The following is a 15,769-nucleotide window of genomic DNA, read 5'->3' as shown; positions in this document are numbered from 1 at the left end:
TGATTCCTCATTTCATGCGTTCGTTTTTAGCTTATTTATTGTTGTTTTCAATAATGCTGCCGACAATCAGTCCGTGGGGAACGATCGTTTATTTCCGTTTGAACCAGGAATTTATTGCCAGAACACTTTGTGAAAATCGTGAACAGCCGCTGGCGATGTGTTATGGAAAATGTTACCTGGCAAAAATCCTCAAACAGCAGAAAGAACAGGAAGATAAAGAAACAGCGCAACGGCTCCAAAATTTGCCGCTTTTTCAACTTTTTTCCCAAACAGAAACGCAGTTTGCATTTATTTGTAAATACGTAGTTGAAACCGGAAAAACCTGCTTTTACTATCAATTAGTCTTTTATACTTCACCGGAATTTCGCTTGCTCAGGCCACCTGAATTTTCTTAACGATAGCGGGATTTATGATTTATAAAATAAAATCATTGCGTAGTTCAAGAGCTGCGGTCCTGCGTTTGTTGAAGTAAATTTAAGTCTGATTAGTAAACACAAATACCTTTTGAAAATGAAAAAATACCTGATAATCGCTTTCACGATTTCTTTTTTATATAGCTGTAATAAAGCCAATGACACAAAGGAAGGACATCATCACGATGCAAAAACTCCTTTGAATGAGCAGACGGAGGCAATGCTTGCGATTCATGACAGCATTATGCCGCATATGGACAAGCTGATGGATTTGAAAAAACAGCTTAAAAATGATGTTAAAATCACAGACAGCCTTTTGGCTCTGAAATCTACCGAAGTGCTGAAAAACCGTAAAGAAGAAGCGTTGAAACTCACTTCGCAGCTTGATAGTACGGATAAAGCGATGATGAACTGGATGCACGAGTTTAAGTTTGACACATTGGAAAAACTGGACAAAACTCAGGCGGCTTCTTACGTTGCAGATCAAAAAAAGAAAATAGAAAGCGTCAGAGAGCAAATGAATAAAAGTCTCTCGGATGCAAATCAGTTTATTGAAAAAACTAAAAACAAATGAAATTATATATAATGGGCTTTCTCGCCCTGATCGTACTAAGCAGCGGTTGTGAAACTAAAAAATTACCCTTTTATGGAGAACCGGAAGTTGTGAAAAAAGTTGTCGATGGGAAAGAAACAGAGCAAACTGTTTATCCGACAATTCCGGATTTTTCATTTATTAATGAGGATAAGGAAATGGTTACTGACAAGGATTTTAAGGGAAAAGTTTATGTTGCTGATTTTTTCTTTGTAACCTGCCCAACAATTTGTCCGGTAATGAAGAAAAATATGCTAACCGTTTATAAGGAGTATAAAGATAACCCGGATGTGAAAATTCTGTCGCATACCATTGATCCGGAGCACGATACGCCGGAAATTCTCAAAAAGTATGCAACAGATCTTGGCGTGACGGGAAAAATGTGGCAATTTGTCACTGGCGACAAAGAGAAAATTTATGACATCGGGCAGAAACATTATATGGTAAGTGCGCTGGAAGATTCATCTCAGGCGGGCGGTTATATCCATAGCGGCGCATTTGTTTTGATTGATAAAGATCGTCACATCCGTGGAATGTATGACGGCACAACGACAGACGGAACTGCAAAACTGATCAAAGATCTGGCAACATTGCTAAAAGAATAAAAGCGGTATTTTAAGAATATTTAAGCAGATCACGGAATCTTTGTGTTTCGTGATCTGCTTATTTTTTTCTCGCTTTTATCCTACTATTTGATAAATTTTGAGGAAGGATAAGTAGAAAAGTACAAAATTTTTGAAATGAACGGTGTATTTGTACGTTTTGAAGAACTATAACAAAACCGATGTTGTTGGTTTGAGATGAAAGCCGGTTACCGGTTTTTCCGGCAATGGTAAAATATTTGGTATAGTTACTAAATTTGGCACTGCTTTTGTAGTGCTGTTATCATTAATAATATTTTGTTAACACCGATTATTTAGAACATCATGTATGACATCTGTACAATAGGTCACATCACGCTTGATAAAGTAGTAACGACCAAGTCTGTTAAACACATGCCTGGCGGAACTTCCTTCTATTTTTCGAAGGCTATTCAGCAATTTGATATCAATTATGTGCTGATTACGGCATTGGCGCAAAGTGAAATGAATGTTGTGACCGGCTTGCGTACTGATGGTATTGAAATACATTCTTTACCAAGTGAGCATTCGGTTTATTTTGAAAATATTTATAGTGAAAACCAGGATTACAGAGAGCAAAACGTTTTGCAAAAAGCAGCACCTTTTGATGTTACCGTAATGCCTGCTATTGACGCGAAAATCTATCACCTGGGGCCTTTGCTTTCGGATGATATTTCTGTTGATCTGATCAAATCACTTGCTTCAAAAGGTTTAGTGTCGCTTGATATTCAGGGCTTTCTGAGATATGTTGAAAACAAAAAAGTGTTTTATACGGATTGGACTGATAAAAAAGAGGCGCTTCCTTATGTTTCCATATTGAAAGCAAATGAGCATGAAATGGAAGTAGTTACCGGCAGAAAAGATGTTCAGGAAGGTGCACGTGCATTGGCCGATATGGGCGTTCAGGAGGTGATTATTACACTTGGAAGTAAGGGGTCGTTAATTTTCAAAGACGGATTGTTCCATGAAATTCCAGCTTTCAAACCAACGGCAATTATCGATGCGACTGGCTGTGGTGACACCTATATGGCAGGGTATTTGAGCAAAAAAATACAAGGCGGCGATATCGAGGAATCAGGAGAATACGGAGCGGCTATGGCTACTTTGAAAATAGGTTCTTCGGGACCGTTTTCGGGTGACGCATCTTCTGTTGAAGAAGTACTTACGAATGGAATTGCTGAAAGATTTAACGTTTTGCAATTCGGATTGTAATTGATAAACGTCCAAAAATAGTAATAAAAAAGCCAGCTTCGAGCTGGCTTTTTTATTTAGTATCAGAGAAGATCGTTTTTGCTGAAAAGGCGCTCAGCCATTTTTTTATCATGACCATAAATATCATTTCGGAAATTCAGGTTTCCGTATTGGTCAACCCAGGTTGTGAAATATCCAATAAATACCGGAATTTCAGCCTTTCCACGCAGGCGGACATATTTTTCTTTTCCCAGATTCATCGCAGTTGTGATTTTCTCGTCGGTCCAGGTACTGTCTTTTCTCAATAAAAATTCAGCCAGTTTTTTAGGTTCAGAAAGCCGGATACAACCATGACTGAAAGCTCTGCTGGATTCGCCGAAAAGATTTTTGGACGGTGTATCGTGCAGATAAATATTATAGCTGTTTGGGAATAGAAATTTTACTAGTCCAAGTGAGTTTTTCGGTCCTGGTTTTTGTCTTACCGAACTGCCATTCCATTCCATATTATGTTTTGCCAAATAGTTAGAATTCTTTTTGATGCCGGGAAGAATTTCCTTTTTCAAAATACCTGGCGGAATATTCCAGTAAGGACTAAAAACAATTTGATTTAAGGTTCCTGAGAAAATTACGGTACTGTGTGCTTCCGAACCCACAACTACGTTCATATCAAAAAGTAATTTACCTTCTTCATATACATGCAGCTTATATTCCGGGATATTGACAAGTAAATAATCGGTTGCAGGCTGCGCAGGAACCCAGCGAATACGTTCCATATTTATTAATATTTGTTGAATGCGTTCCTGGATCGGGACATTTATTTCTCTGAAAAAGGAGGTGCCTAACTGACCATCCTGTTTCAATCCGAAACGCATCTGGAAATGTTTTACGGCGCTCACCAAAGCTGTATCCAAAACCGCCGAAGAATCTGCCGTTGCCAGGTCTCCGAACACGAATAACCGTCTTTTTATTTCCGGAATATTTTCGTAGCTATTCCCTTTTTTATACTTTTTATCAGCCGCGGTTAAAGCCGGCCATTCTTCATCTTTATTAATTTGATAATAACTTAATAGCTTCTCTTTCATTAAGTTATACTGTCTGTTTACTGGTTCGTAAGCTGATAAATTCTTTCCTTTATTTTTCAGCAATGAATCCAGAAAGCCTTCAGTATTGATCTTTTTTCTTGGAATGTACCAGTCAAGTTCCTGCGTATTAATCCGGTGATCGCCAGCATAAGCACGACTGGAATATTTGAAAAATTGTTCCGTCAATAACAGTTCTGTATTGACAACGGACTTATCTTTTGGGTTAACCGATTTCAGTTGTTTTAAAGAATCAACTCTCGAAACCAGTCCGGGATTGTAAAGTGAGCTGTCGCCGGAATAATGGATATAATCATTTTGCATACCTAAAAAAGTTGTAGCAAAATCGGCAAGTCCGTCATGAAAAAACCAGGCAAACTGGTAATTTCTGTGGTTATAAAAACTCTGGATTTGTGATGAAATGCTATCGTTTTTTGAAGATTTCAGAAATCTGGTCAGCTCGGTGCTGTCAACGAATAATTCGGTGAAGGAATTTTTTACCGTGATCGTCGTATCGCGTACAGCGACGGCAAGTGCTTTTTTCTCGGTTTTTGAGCATGAGGAAAATACGATACCCGCCAGTAAAAAGGTGCAAAGATATCCGAAAGCGTGTGTTTTCAGGTTTTTCAAAATCATTTAGCTGATAGAATTATTTTGTTATTGAATGCCTCGAAAACTATTTTGTTGCCACTGCTTAAACTTACGTTTTTAACTGCGCCCGTTCCCTGAAATGTATACGATATGCCAACAATTTTTATTTCCCGCTTAGGAAGCGGATATTCAGCCGCTAATTTATTGTTGACAAAATATTGAATTTTCTCTCCTGTATTTTTGCAGGAAACTTTGTTCCAAATAGAAAAATCTACACCGAAAGCGGATAAATCTGCTTTTTTTCCGGATATATAATTATCTATGCTCAGCATATTTAATTCAGAAACACAGCCTTTGACAGAAAGTGGAATCACAATCGGAATGTCGTCGGTTAACAAGGTAATACTTGCCATCTGACAAGCCGCAGCACCTTCCCGATATTCGTGTTTTATTTCTGTATTAAAAGAAAAGTTTTTTAGAGAAACGGATTCGAAATTCCCCACATTGAAATAATGAACATACGGAGGTTCGGGCTGCATGGAAATATTTTTTTCTGTAATGACAGAAACCGGCAATCGCAGGATATCCGGTTTGATAAATTCAGCATCTTTGAGATAAACCGGAATCTTTTTTCCATCAATTGTTCCAAGCCATCCTTTTGTGGGAACCAGTAACTTATGCTCCTTGACAACCTTTTCCCCGACAATCAGTTTGGCAATATAAAATCCAGGTTCGTAATAAATGGAAGTGTGTTTGTGCAGATTTTTACCAACCAGCGTCCTTTTTCTTCCATCCCAGGACTGCTGGATAAACACGGAATCTGTCGGAGAATCCGAAGCGTCATAAGTGAAAATAACTGAATTCGGAATCTCTCTTGTAATCGGTTGACTATTAAAAGTGTAGTTTTCCTTTTGCGTTTGTCTTGTATTTTGGAATGCAAGAATACTGATTAAACCAATAAGTAAAACTGCTCCGGAAATCCAGGCTAGTTTTTTCCCAGGTATCGTAATTTTTCGATCTGTCTCAAAAGATATTTCAGGTTGATTTAAATTGGAAATGACATATTGTTTCACAAAACTTCGCCAGTCGTTGTAGCCCGCAAATTTTGCCAGCGTATTCAAAGTCGTTACACTTGGCAAGTGATTGTATTCCACGCGTCCCCAAATTCTTCGGAGCGTGCTTATGCTCAGTGAAATGCCCGTTTCATCAAGAATTAGCTGATTGAGATTTTCGAAATCGGTGCTTTGCCAATTTTCGCTTTCTCCCCAATCAAGCTTTTGCTCGATTATCTTCTTACATCTCAATAGTTCACTAATATCGGATAACATTGATAATCAGTCTGGTATAACTTGAAAAAACTTGACCTGTATTTGAACAAAGAAAAAACCAGCGTCCGGCTTAGGTTTGTCTCAGAGGTTTTAACTCCTGCCGAACATCTTTTTATCAAGTAACAAATATTTTAAATATGAACAAAGTAACTTCTTTGACGACGATTCTGCTGTTTTTATTTTTTCAAAATCTAAGTGCGCAAACGATCTTCGTTGACGCAATAAAGGGCAATGATTCTGGTGGTGGAACGGTACGGGCGCCATTGGCAAGTATTCAAAAAGCGCTGGATCAGGCCGGCGGATTTACGGGTAAAGAGGCTATTCATATTAAATTATTACCGGGACTATACCTTCTTAAAGACAGGGTTGTTATTGATAAAATGCGAAATGAAGCCATCTGGCTTACCATCGAAGCAGCTGTAATGCCGGATGACGCAGACTGGGAGCCTACGAAAATGCCGGTTATTCAATCGGTGTCGGCCAATAATTCGGTTACGCAGTTTCCTCACAGCATCGGGTTTTTAATTGCATCAAATAACATTGCGCTAAAAGGTTTAAAATTTATCGGGAATGGAAATCCGGAAGTGAAATATTATTACCCGGTCAACAGAGAAAATGAAAGTTTGAAAGGGCTGGATATCTCTCAATGTTATTTCATTGGAGAACGAAATTCGGCTCCGATACAGGGAAGTATCTGGGCGCATGGTGCGGGAACGCATGTGGATCATTGCATTTTTTATGGCTGCAAAAATGCGCTTCTTCTTTTCAAATCGATCAGCGATTTTTCTCTTACTAATTCGATTATTTACGGAGCTTATGAAGCTGCCGTGTGGTTTGGAGCATTTAATTCTGATTTTATTTTCAAAAATAATATCGTTTCAAATTGTGCTTATTTCTGGTTGCGGGCAGAAAATACTTTTCCAAAATACACTTTCAACAATTCCCTGATCATTAACAACGATGGATATATGGGTTATTACGCCAAAGATGGCTCTATCCCTGCCGACAAAAATGAGCACATAGAAAATCAGATCCGGAAATCCGGGAGTTTGATTTTAAGTGAGGTTAAAACAAATGGCTTACCAAAAGATTATCTGAATCCAACAAAGGAATCGGCAGGGAAAGAGCTTGGAGCCGGGATTTTTATCAATCCCCAAAATTAATCTTCCAAAGCATTTTCATTTTCAAGCCTCTCATAAAACCCATAAACAAATAGTCATGAAACATTTATTTGTAATCATTTTCAGCATTTTGCCTTTTGTTATTTTTGCACAGAAAAAAAACAAAACCAAGACATTGGTATCAGTTAAGACGGATATCAACATTTCTTTGATCGCAGAAAATTGGGAATTTCAAAACGGAAAAGTACAGTTTGAAACCTATGATTCCAGGCCAGTTATGAAAATTTCTGCCAATGCCGGAACGGTGGTTTTAAAAAATACCAGCTTTTCAAATGGTACAATTGAATACGATTTCATTCCGGTAGATCCTATGTTCGCGTCGCTTTATTTTCATTGGCAGGACAAGTTGGAAAATGAATGTTTTTATTTCAGAACCGGTACTTATGAGGATTCAACAGCGATGGATGTTGTGCAGTATGCCCCTCATATTTCCGGAGTCAATCTTTGGGATTTATTGGGCCAATATCAGGGAAATGCGTATTTGAAAAAGACTACATGGAATCATGTTAAAGTTGTGATTTCGGGCATGCAAATGCGCGCTTATCTGAATGATATGCAACGGCCTGTTCTGGAAATTCCACGACTGGAAGGCAATACGTCAAAAGGTTTGATCGGGTTTGATGGAGAATCTGTCATTTCAAATCTTGTCATAAAAATGGATGAGACTGAAAATTTACCTGCCGTTCCTGGCGTGGATCTCACTGCCCATGATCCGAGATATTTGCGCAACTGGCAGGTTAGTAAACCTTTTGAAACACCGGAAAAAGTAGATTTTAGTTATGATTTTATTCCAAAACCTGATCAAACATGGGAAACTATTACAGCTGAAAGAATGGGACTGGTTAACCTGACCCGTAAATTTGGCGGGAGTGAAAAACGCAGGATGGTCTGGTTGAAACTGAATGTTGATTCAAAATCAGCTCAGAACAAAAAAATCAATTTGGGATTTAGTGATGAAGTTTGGGTCATGTTAAATGGTCGTTTCCTTTATACTGATAAAAACGCTTATGGCCGCCCTATGATGAAAGCACCGTTTGGAAGATGTTCAATTGAGAATGCTTCATTTTCAATTCCATTCAAAGCAGGTAAAAATGAAATACTGATGGCCGTTGCCAACGATTTTTTTGGTTGGGCAATTGTGGCAAGACTGGAAGATATGAAAGGAATAACCATAGAAAATAAATAACGTAGATTCGGGTACGTAAAAATATTAGTCGTTATATGACCAAAAGGCAAAAGTCTTTGTTCATATAGCGACTTTTGCATAGCAGCAATTTGAATGAATGCCTGGCATGTAAAAAATGTGCTGGTATAATTATTTTTGATAAAGTTAAAATTGAAGTAGAAGGAAATGGGTTTATACGACAATAAAATTGTAGTTGTAACGGGTGCCGGGAAAGGCATTGGAAAAAGTATTGCAATCGCTTATGCTAAAGAAGGTGCAAAACTGGCATTGCTTGACCGGGATGCAGAAAATCTGGTAAAAACAGAAAAACTGTTCCGTGAACTCGGCGGAGAAGTTTTTACGCAGATTGTGGATCTGACTTTACCCGGAGACATTGTAAATGCAATGCTTAAAGTGAAAGAGATTTTTGGTGAAATAAATATTCTTGTAAACAACGCAGGTCTGGGCCGCAGCAAATCTCCCTATGAACTGGATTTGGAAGATTGGGATTATGTGCTCAATACAAATCTCCGGGGCACTTTTATTTGCAGTCGTGAAGCGGCAAAGGTTATGCGTGGAAATGGAGGAGGTTCTATTGTCAATATTGCGTCCACAAGAGCACTTATGTCCGAACCTGATACAGAAGCTTACGCAGCCTCAAAAGGTGGCATCCTGGCGCTTACTCACGCCATGGCAATTTCACTCGGAAAAGATAAAATTATGGTCAATGCGATAAGTCCCGGCTGGATAGAAACCGGCGATTATTCAGCTCTGAAAATATCCGATCACGAGCAGCATCCCGCAGGCCGTGTTGGCAAGCCGGAAGACATTTCAAGAGCCTGTTTATTTTTAACAAATCCTGAAAATAATTTCATAACAGGGACCAATTTTGTGATCGATGGGGGCATGACGAGGAAAATGATCTACGAAGAATAGATTTTTCATTAAAACCAGAAGACTTGTAAAGGTATATTATTTTGGGAATTATAATCAGCGAAAGTGCCAAAGGGAGCAGGAAACGGCGTATTGTGTCTTAAAAAGAAAAAACACGCAGGCTTCAAAATGAACCCGCGTGTCAAATTACACTTCATCAACAAACTAAAAACCAAATAAAACTACTACGAAAAAAATCGCTTGTCAAGTTTTTTTTGCTGTAGGAGGGGGATTCGAACCACCCACGGTGCGGTTAGCCTCGATACAAAATACTGTTGGTGGTCCACCCCAGTCGACTCTCGTCGGCATTATACCGTGTTTTTCCCTGATTCACCACCCCCGAGACAGGAGGGCATGGCTGCCAATTTCATCACCCTACAATGTGATATTTTGTGTATTCCAAACTTTCAAATAAATTGTTTTCCCGGAAACCACACTGCAAAAGTAAGGGGTTAAGTTTTAAATATAAAATATTTGCATAAAAAAATCGAAAAATTTACGATATTTTTATAAATTGCTTAAATAAGTTGCGATTCCTTCAACAAAAAACCCCTAAATGCAAAAATATTCAGATATAGACAGCACTGATTTGAGAATTCTGTCATTGCTGATCGAGAATGCTGCACTACCCTATACGGAGATCGGAAAGCGTGTATTTGTGTCCGGTGGTACAGTGCACGTGCGTATGAAGAAGATGGAACAACTCGGTATTGTGAAAGGTTCACAGCTATTGATTGATCCGGCTAAACTGGGCTGGGATATCAGTGCTTTCCTGGGCGTTTATCTTGATAAAAGTTCTTTGTATGAGCAGGTTGCATCCGAATTGGAACGTATTCCGGAAGTGGTTAACATACATTACACCACAGGGATTTACAGCATTTTTGTAAAAATTGTTTGCCGGGACACCGGGCATTTGAGAGAAATCCTGCATGACAAAATTCAGAAAGTAAACGGAATTCAAAGAACTGAAACTTTTATTTCACTCGAAGAACGTATAAATCGCTCTATACCACTGACGGATGAATAGACGTTAAATGGAAGAATTTTCTAAATTCATCAATATTTTAATTTTGCTATTGTATATATAAAAAACTTATATATATTTGTTAGGTAAAAACTACATTATGGATACGAACACAACAAGTAACGAATACGTACGTGGTACGCTTAAAACCATCGTTTTGAATTTGCTGGCAGAGCAGAAACGTATGTACGGTTATGAAATTACCCAGGAAGTGAAGGAAAGGACAGGAGGGGCGATTGCACTTACTTTTGGTGCGCTGTATCCTGTTTTACATAAATTGGAACAGGATGGTTTTTTAGTGACAGAGTCCGTTGAAGTGGATGGCAGGCTACGGAAATATTATTCGCTGACAACGCCGGGAAGTGAAGCGGCACGTATTAAAACGGATGATCTTGAACGGTTTGTAGATGCGATCCGGTTATTGCTGGCACCTAAAAGCCTGGCAACCGAATAGTTTATCCATTGGCTAATAGTTTTTCCATGATCCTGTAATACCCTAAAACTTTTTTACAGATGAAACGCCTTCAAAACAACAAAATAGAATTGCTTAGCAATTATTTAAAGAAAAATGGCCTGAATCCGGAATTGTTTCCCGAGATACTGGATCATTTGGCGTGTGAAGCAGAAGAAAGACTTTGGGACGGGGATTCGTTTGAGCATGCTTTCAGCAATATTGTTGAAACGGCTGATCCGGAAACGCTCCATACACTGAGTGTTGAACATAATCATCTATTAGCCATGGAAAAAACATTAAATGACATCGTGTTTGAAGGACGAAACAAATCTTACGGTGCATACCAGCTCCGAAAAGAGTACAACAGCACCATGCAGCGCTCGGTATTGCTTGGCGTAACATTCTTTTTGCTTGTTATGCTTTTGCCAAATTTGTATGCACGGCTGGTTCCCGAACCTGAAAAGAACGACATCGGTTTTGAGGTTAAACTAACTACGGTTGATATCAAACCGGACGCGACACCTCCGCCGCCTGTGCCGGTGGAACCTCCGAAAGCAGAACCTCAGCCAAACACCAGAAAGTTCACTTCCTACGATGTTTTGCCAGATAATATGGTGGTGGAGGAAGCTACCCCGCCAACCGTGGAAGACTTGCAGAATGCGTTACCGGGACAAGAAACTGTGGAAGGTAATTCGGATATCATGGATATTGTTCCGCCAGCAGCGGAAGTTCCGGCAGGAAAAGGTAAGGCGGTGGAAGCCGAAGTTCCTAAAGAAGAAACATTCGTCGCTGTGGAGCAGGCACCTGCCTATTTTGGAGGAAACGCTGCGATGGCTGAATTTTTAAGAAAAAATCTTAAGTACCCGGTGCAAGCATCAAGAGCGAATATTCAAGGACGCGTGTTTGTCTCGTTTATCGTGGGTTCCGATGGTAAGATCGAGGATGTGAAAACGCTGAAAGGGATCGGTTTCGGATGTGATGAAGAAGCTGAACGCGTGATCAGGCTTATGCCAAAATGGAAAGCGGGACGCCAGTCAGGAACTCCGGTTCGAGTGAAGTTTAATCTGCCTGTGGTTTTTCAAATGGAATAAATTATAAAGTTTAATTGAATATTAAGACAGATCCCCGCCTGATGCGGGGATTTTTTTATTATTTTTGTATTTAAATAAGTATATCAATCAAACCGGATTTTTATCGGTTATCCCTTGAAATTTTTTGTTTACCTATGCAGAGATTCAGTAAGTAATGTACGCCATTGTTGATATAGAGACGACCGGAGGAGGAGGTAATTCCCGCATAACTGAGATAGCTGTTTTTCGTCATAATGGAGTGGAAGTGGTGGACTTTTTTCATTCCCTGATCAATCCCGAAACATTTATCCCACCATTTATTACCCGTCTGACGGGAATTGATAACCTGATGGTTCAGGATGCACCGACTTTTTCGGAGGTGCAGGATTCTGTCCGTGCATTGACGAAAGATGCCTGGTTTGTCGCGCACAATGCAAAATTTGATTATGGATTTTTAAAGAAAGAGTTTGGCGTACTGGATGAACATTTTCAAAGAGATTTGTTGTGTACCGTGCAGCTTAGCCGAAAAATCTTTCCAGGCCTGAAGTCTTATAGTCTGGGTAATTTGTGTGAAAGTTTACAGATACTTATCGAAAACCGTCACCGTGCAGAAGGTGATGCTGCAGCAACAGTCAAACTTTTTGAAATGCTATTGGAAAATGATCTTCAAAAGCTGATTCCTGTGAATATGGTATGATTTGTGTAAATAATCTCACAAATTTATGTGGAATGATTTTTATAATAATGGGTAAATATAAATTAACCTAAATTATTATACGCATGAAAGCTTACATCAACATCCTCGTCGTCTTTTTTCTGGTAATTGGCCTAACAAGTTGTGAAGTTGTTGGCGGTATATTCAAAGGTGGCATGTGGACCGGCGCCATCCTTGTCATCGCCGTTATAGGGTTGGTTATCTGGCTATTTACAAAATTACTGGGTGGAAATAAAGGATAAACAGAACATTAAAATAAAAGGAAAGGAGGTTTATTGTAAAAAATAAGCCTCCTTTCCTTTTTATAATATCCTGTGAGTTAGGTCGTTATTATTGATCGCATTTTATATTACGCAAAAATGGATCAAATCTTTGGTTATCCCGATTCTCTCACACATCTTTGCACTCCGAACGGGGGATTAGCTCAGTTGGCTAGAGTGCTTGCATGGCATGCAAGAGGTCATGGGTTCGAATCCCATATTCTCCACGATCTCATTATCAGTCACTTACAAAAATATTGTAAGTGACTTTTTTATTTAGTAGAACATTTTAATTGGTATTGTTTTAGGTTTTTTAGACTTTGGCGTATTTCGTCGCCTGTATATTGTTTAAATCTCTGTACTGAATTGCCTAAAATGTTATATGGTTCGGAGATCTGGTTTGATAATAGGAGATTCTGTATTGGTAACCTATAAAAATTTTAATTTTTTATACCTTTGTTCTTGAAGGCGGCCCAGAGCCAGCCAGTATAGCATGTTTATGCCTTTTGTGCTGACATGCTATTTTTTGTCCTGCTTTTTGCTTTCATATAATTTGTCATAGCTTGTTTTTGTCTTAAATAGTGTAGAAGCCAGTTCCAATAATTTTCTTTGGACAGCTATCAAAACCTTCATCGCATCGGCCGTCGTCTTATTTTCTGGTTGGATATTCCGGATATTGAGCAATACTCAACTCCTTACATTCTGTTCAGACTCGAAAAGGTAAAAAAGGATGAGGCAATTTCTAAATAACAATATACTTCATGAGTTATTATGAGGTTGATCTGCTCTCATCCTTCTATCACTTTATCTTACAAATCTAACCTTTATCCTTCCGACTGAATTAACTTTGTAAACATAGGAGTGTTTTATTTAAACCAAAACAATTTTATATCAAACATAAAAAACATCCAAGTCAGAGTTACTAAAGATCCAGTTTGCGTCTAAACTGTGGGATACTAACTCAATAATAAGGTTTTATTAAGAAAAGAAAAATGCTTATTAGAGTATAACTTATACTTTACATTTATACTTGTACACTTAAATTTTTAAAAAATGACAACTGCAGAAGTAGCTAACAAGTTGGTAGAACTTTGCCGCCAGGGAAAAGTTGACGAAGTTCAGCAAGCCCTATTTGCCGACAATGCTCAAAGTATTGAAGCAAACGAAATGATGGGGCCTAAGATAGTAGAAGGCTTGGATGCCATTAAGGCAAAATCAATAGCTTTTCAAGCGGGAGTAGAAGAATTCCATAGCGCAACCATTTCTGACCCTATTGTAGCGGGTAACAGTTTTGCTATTACTTGGGCTATGGATGCAACCTTTAAAGGGCGTGGAAGAATGAGCATTGAAGAAGTATGTGTATATCAGGTTAATGACGGTAAAATAACTTTGGAGCAGTTCTTTTACTAATGTTAACTAAGGCCGGGAAGGCAACATTGGGCTTGACATTATTGATAGGTTCATCCAGTACTATTTTTAATCCATAATAATAGAACAATGCAGTATGTAATTGGAACAAAAGAAAATCCTTTGGTATTAAAAACGCCGCCATTATCGTCGGAATTCACAATGCACAGAGACGAGAAAGATGGAAAAGAAATATTGGTTTGCACAGTTGGCAAAACTGTTCTACATTATGACTATCGCTGTCTTCTCGACTTGCATGCAATGCTAAAAGTACACGGAGATTGGATGGAACTTGGTAGTGCAGATGAACAAAAAACAGCGAAAGAAGGAACAGTTGAGGCTTGGGCACGTTCAGAGAAGAATCCGGTTGGCGGTTGGTATGGACTGAAAAAAGGGTTTCGTGGACGTTTTGGTATGTATATTCCTCCCCTAATGGAATCATTAGGACTTGCCGAAGTAACACACGATTCAAAAGGCAACAAGATGAAAGCGCAGTAGCACTAACTTGGGTTATGTATGAGAATATGAGAATATGAGATTTTTCTTACATATAGGCAGCAGTGATTTCGACGATACGACGCAAATGGCAAAATAATTAAAACGGACGTTGTTAAGCTAATTAACTATTTTTTTAGTTGATTACGATAATTGACATAATTAAAGAATGCCAATAGAACTCTTTAATCAAAATGACTTAAAAGACCGGGAGCAAACGCTTTTGGTCTTTTAAATTTATCACACAAATTATATAAGATTGTTATTACATAGAAAATCGGATTTGAACACTTGATCATTCCTCTGGATTTATAGCCTGAATCAGTTTCAAAAGGCTGGTTAGGTGTTCGATTTGATCTGTTTTATATAATATTGATTGTGAGTTACTTATAATTTTTTGTAATCAATTTTTATGTTTGTTTGAAGTTAGGCGAAATTGCCTCTCGCAATATTCCTTCGGATACCTTGAAAAGAGGTTTGCCCGGTTCATATTAATGGGTTTTACTAAGATCGACTTTATTTGGGAAGCGCTTGGTCAGACTGATCTGTCGCAATTCCACCTGTTGCAAAATGTAACGATAAGCCATAGAAAGCTGGTTGATAAATTCACCCGATTTTTCGGGATGAGATTCAACAAGAGAAGCGAGCACACTTAAATTGTTGAACAGAAAATGCGGACTAATCTGGTTTTTTGAGGCCAGGAATCGGGCATTAATGTTTTCTTTTTCAAGTATTTGTGAATCTACAAGTACCCTTTTAAATTCTCCTGAATCTGATTGCTTACGCACAAATAATAGGCCGAAATAGGTGCAAGTATTGTTAATGCCTGATTCCCCCCTATACCGGCTGCCCAACGCAGCCGCATGTTTAGGATCATAGGAAAATGTCATTGGAATATGGTCCCGGAATGTCTCCATAAACCCCCAGGTAAAGATCAGCATCCAGTTAAAAAGGATCGCCAGCAGAACCGCGGGCACTAAGGTAATAAGCTGATTGGAAAGTTGAAATTCCGAGGATTTATCGCTGCCGGTTATCCGGGCAAGCTTTTTAGTCCCCAGTCAATCATATAGATCGAGCTGGTGTAAAAGATAGTACTAACCAGAATCTCGATAAGAAAAAGTGGTAATTTAGTGAGAATGGTATACCACATATATCGTGCTGAACATTGATGAATGTTCTGAGCGGAATGTAAATAATGGCAAGGGCAAAGCCAAGTAACCATTTCTTGTCAAAAACTGAACGCCGCATGTT

17 protein-coding genes and 1 tRNA gene are annotated in these 15,769 nt (G+C 38.7%); 15 read left to right on the top strand and 3 right to left on the bottom strand.

The features are described 5' to 3' along the window. The first annotated feature begins 14 nt into the window (after window positions 1-14). The 4 genes from FDK13_RS08440 (at window position 15) to FDK13_RS08425 (ending at window position 2,837) form a co-directional block, all read left to right on the top strand. Complete coding sequence (locus tag FDK13_RS08440) at window positions 15-395, top strand: hypothetical protein (protein ID WP_137339544.1); 381 nt, start codon at window positions 15-17, stop codon at window positions 393-395. Between the two features lie 115 nt (window positions 396-510). Beyond that, window positions 511-987 carry a viral A-type inclusion protein gene (locus tag FDK13_RS08435; protein WP_137339543.1) on the top strand — a complete coding sequence of 159 codons (477 nt, stop codon included), beginning with the start codon at window positions 511-513 and terminating at the stop codon, window positions 985-987. Further along, window positions 984-1,610, top strand: a complete 627-nt coding sequence (locus FDK13_RS08430; RefSeq protein ID WP_137339542.1) for an SCO family protein — start codon at window positions 984-986, stop codon at window positions 1,608-1,610. The genes FDK13_RS08435 and FDK13_RS08430 overlap by 4 nt, the downstream gene beginning before the upstream one ends. Before the next feature lie 321 nt (window positions 1,611-1,931). Further along, complete coding sequence (locus FDK13_RS08425) at window positions 1,932-2,837, top strand: PfkB family carbohydrate kinase (RefSeq protein WP_137339541.1); 906 nt, start codon at window positions 1,932-1,934, stop codon at window positions 2,835-2,837. Window positions 2,838-2,899: 62 nt separating this feature from the next. Here FDK13_RS08425 and FDK13_RS08420 read toward each other — a convergent pair whose 3' ends face one another. Continuing rightward, complete coding sequence (locus tag FDK13_RS08420) at window positions 2,900-4,525, bottom strand: L,D-transpeptidase family protein (protein WP_229215959.1); 1,626 nt, start codon at window positions 4,523-4,525, stop codon at window positions 2,900-2,902. A gap of 2 nt (window positions 4,526-4,527) precedes the next feature. Beyond that, on the bottom strand, window positions 4,528-5,814 hold the full coding sequence (locus FDK13_RS08415) for a hypothetical protein (protein ID WP_137339539.1): 1,287 nt from the start codon (window positions 5,812-5,814) through the stop codon (window positions 4,528-4,530). Between the two features lie 137 nt (window positions 5,815-5,951). Between FDK13_RS08415 and FDK13_RS08410 the strand changes: the two genes are divergently transcribed. The 11 genes from FDK13_RS08410 to FDK13_RS08365 all read left to right on the top strand — a co-directional run bounded on the left by FDK13_RS08410 (window position 5,952) and on the right by FDK13_RS08365 (window position 14,521). Next, window positions 5,952-6,977 carry a right-handed parallel beta-helix repeat-containing protein gene (locus FDK13_RS08410; RefSeq protein ID WP_137339538.1) on the top strand — a complete coding sequence of 342 codons (1,026 nt, stop codon included), beginning with the start codon at window positions 5,952-5,954 and terminating at the stop codon, window positions 6,975-6,977. Between the two features lie 55 nt (window positions 6,978-7,032). Beyond that, a complete protein-coding gene (locus FDK13_RS08405; RefSeq protein WP_137339537.1) occupies window positions 7,033-8,181 on the top strand; it encodes a hypothetical protein in 1,149 nt (382 codons plus the stop codon). A gap of 165 nt (window positions 8,182-8,346) precedes the next feature. Continuing rightward, a complete protein-coding gene (locus tag FDK13_RS08400; RefSeq protein WP_137339536.1) occupies window positions 8,347-9,096 on the top strand; it encodes an SDR family NAD(P)-dependent oxidoreductase in 750 nt (249 codons plus the stop codon). Between the two features lie 553 nt (window positions 9,097-9,649). Further along, entirely contained in the window at window positions 9,650-10,120 is a 471-nt protein-coding gene (locus tag FDK13_RS08395) for an Lrp/AsnC ligand binding domain-containing protein (RefSeq protein ID WP_137339535.1), read from the top strand. A 97-nt stretch (window positions 10,121-10,217) separates the two neighbouring features. Then, a complete protein-coding gene (locus FDK13_RS08390; RefSeq protein ID WP_137339534.1) occupies window positions 10,218-10,571 on the top strand; it encodes a PadR family transcriptional regulator in 354 nt (117 codons plus the stop codon). 59 nt (window positions 10,572-10,630) lie between these two features. Beyond that, window positions 10,631-11,662 carry an energy transducer TonB gene (locus FDK13_RS08385; RefSeq protein WP_137339533.1) on the top strand — a complete coding sequence of 344 codons (1,032 nt, stop codon included), beginning with the start codon at window positions 10,631-10,633 and terminating at the stop codon, window positions 11,660-11,662. 154 nt (window positions 11,663-11,816) lie between these two features. Continuing rightward, window positions 11,817-12,338 (top strand): 3'-5' exonuclease, encoded by a 522-nt coding sequence (locus FDK13_RS08380; RefSeq protein WP_137339532.1) that lies wholly within the window; start codon window positions 11,817-11,819, stop codon window positions 12,336-12,338. Window positions 12,339-12,421: 83 nt separating this feature from the next. Then, the gene (locus FDK13_RS35325) at window positions 12,422-12,598 is read left to right on the top strand and encodes a hypothetical protein (protein ID WP_170982747.1); all 177 of its coding nucleotides are present in this window, start codon (window positions 12,422-12,424) and stop codon (window positions 12,596-12,598) included. A 171-nt stretch (window positions 12,599-12,769) separates the two neighbouring features. After that, window positions 12,770-12,843, top strand: a tRNA-Ala gene (locus FDK13_RS08375). Window positions 12,844-13,669: 826 nt separating this feature from the next. Further along, a complete protein-coding gene (locus FDK13_RS08370) occupies window positions 13,670-14,026 on the top strand; it encodes a nuclear transport factor 2 family protein (RefSeq protein ID WP_137339531.1) in 357 nt (118 codons plus the stop codon). An 87-nt stretch (window positions 14,027-14,113) separates the two neighbouring features. Continuing rightward, complete coding sequence (locus FDK13_RS08365; RefSeq protein ID WP_137339530.1) at window positions 14,114-14,521, top strand: DUF6855 family protein; 408 nt, start codon at window positions 14,114-14,116, stop codon at window positions 14,519-14,521. Window positions 14,522-15,009: 488 nt separating this feature from the next. Here FDK13_RS08365 and FDK13_RS36055 read toward each other — a convergent pair whose 3' ends face one another. Continuing rightward, window positions 15,010-15,495 carry a histidine kinase gene (locus FDK13_RS36055; protein ID WP_229215958.1) on the bottom strand — a complete coding sequence of 162 codons (486 nt, stop codon included), beginning with the start codon at window positions 15,493-15,495 and terminating at the stop codon, window positions 15,010-15,012. Window positions 15,496-15,769: the final 274 nt, after the last annotated feature.

The organism is Dyadobacter frigoris (genome assembly GCF_005280585.1).
Taxonomy (GTDB): Bacteria; Bacteroidota; Bacteroidia; order Cytophagales; family Spirosomataceae; genus Dyadobacter; species Dyadobacter frigoris.
The sequence above is the reverse complement of the archived record's forward strand: the minus strand, read 5'-3'. Positions and strand labels throughout refer to the sequence as shown.

Coding starts and splice junctions, on each gene's coding strand:
- FDK13_RS08440 (WP_137339544.1), top strand. CDS start 15: ATGCGTTCGTTTTTAGCTTATTTATTGTTGTTTTCAATAATGCTGCCG.
- FDK13_RS08435 (WP_137339543.1), top strand. CDS start 511: ATGAAAAAATACCTGATAATCGCTTTCACGATTTCTTTTTTATATAGC.
- FDK13_RS08430 (WP_137339542.1), top strand. CDS start 984: ATGAAATTATATATAATGGGCTTTCTCGCCCTGATCGTACTAAGCAGC.
- FDK13_RS08425 (WP_137339541.1), top strand. CDS start 1,932: ATGTATGACATCTGTACAATAGGTCACATCACGCTTGATAAAGTAGTA.
- FDK13_RS08415 (WP_137339539.1), bottom strand. CDS start 5,814: ATGTTATCCGATATTAGTGAACTATTGAGATGTAAGAAGATAATCGAG.
- FDK13_RS08410 (WP_137339538.1), top strand. CDS start 5,952: ATGAACAAAGTAACTTCTTTGACGACGATTCTGCTGTTTTTATTTTTT.
- FDK13_RS08405 (WP_137339537.1), top strand. CDS start 7,033: ATGAAACATTTATTTGTAATCATTTTCAGCATTTTGCCTTTTGTTATT.
- FDK13_RS08400 (WP_137339536.1), top strand. CDS start 8,347: ATGGGTTTATACGACAATAAAATTGTAGTTGTAACGGGTGCCGGGAAA.
- FDK13_RS08395 (WP_137339535.1), top strand. CDS start 9,650: ATGCAAAAATATTCAGATATAGACAGCACTGATTTGAGAATTCTGTCA.
- FDK13_RS08390 (WP_137339534.1), top strand. CDS start 10,218: ATGGATACGAACACAACAAGTAACGAATACGTACGTGGTACGCTTAAA.
- FDK13_RS08385 (WP_137339533.1), top strand. CDS start 10,631: ATGAAACGCCTTCAAAACAACAAAATAGAATTGCTTAGCAATTATTTA.
- FDK13_RS08380 (WP_137339532.1), top strand. CDS start 11,817: ATGTACGCCATTGTTGATATAGAGACGACCGGAGGAGGAGGTAATTCC.
- FDK13_RS35325 (WP_170982747.1), top strand. CDS start 12,422: ATGAAAGCTTACATCAACATCCTCGTCGTCTTTTTTCTGGTAATTGGC.
- FDK13_RS08370 (WP_137339531.1), top strand. CDS start 13,670: ATGACAACTGCAGAAGTAGCTAACAAGTTGGTAGAACTTTGCCGCCAG.
- FDK13_RS08365 (WP_137339530.1), top strand. CDS start 14,114: ATGCAGTATGTAATTGGAACAAAAGAAAATCCTTTGGTATTAAAAACG.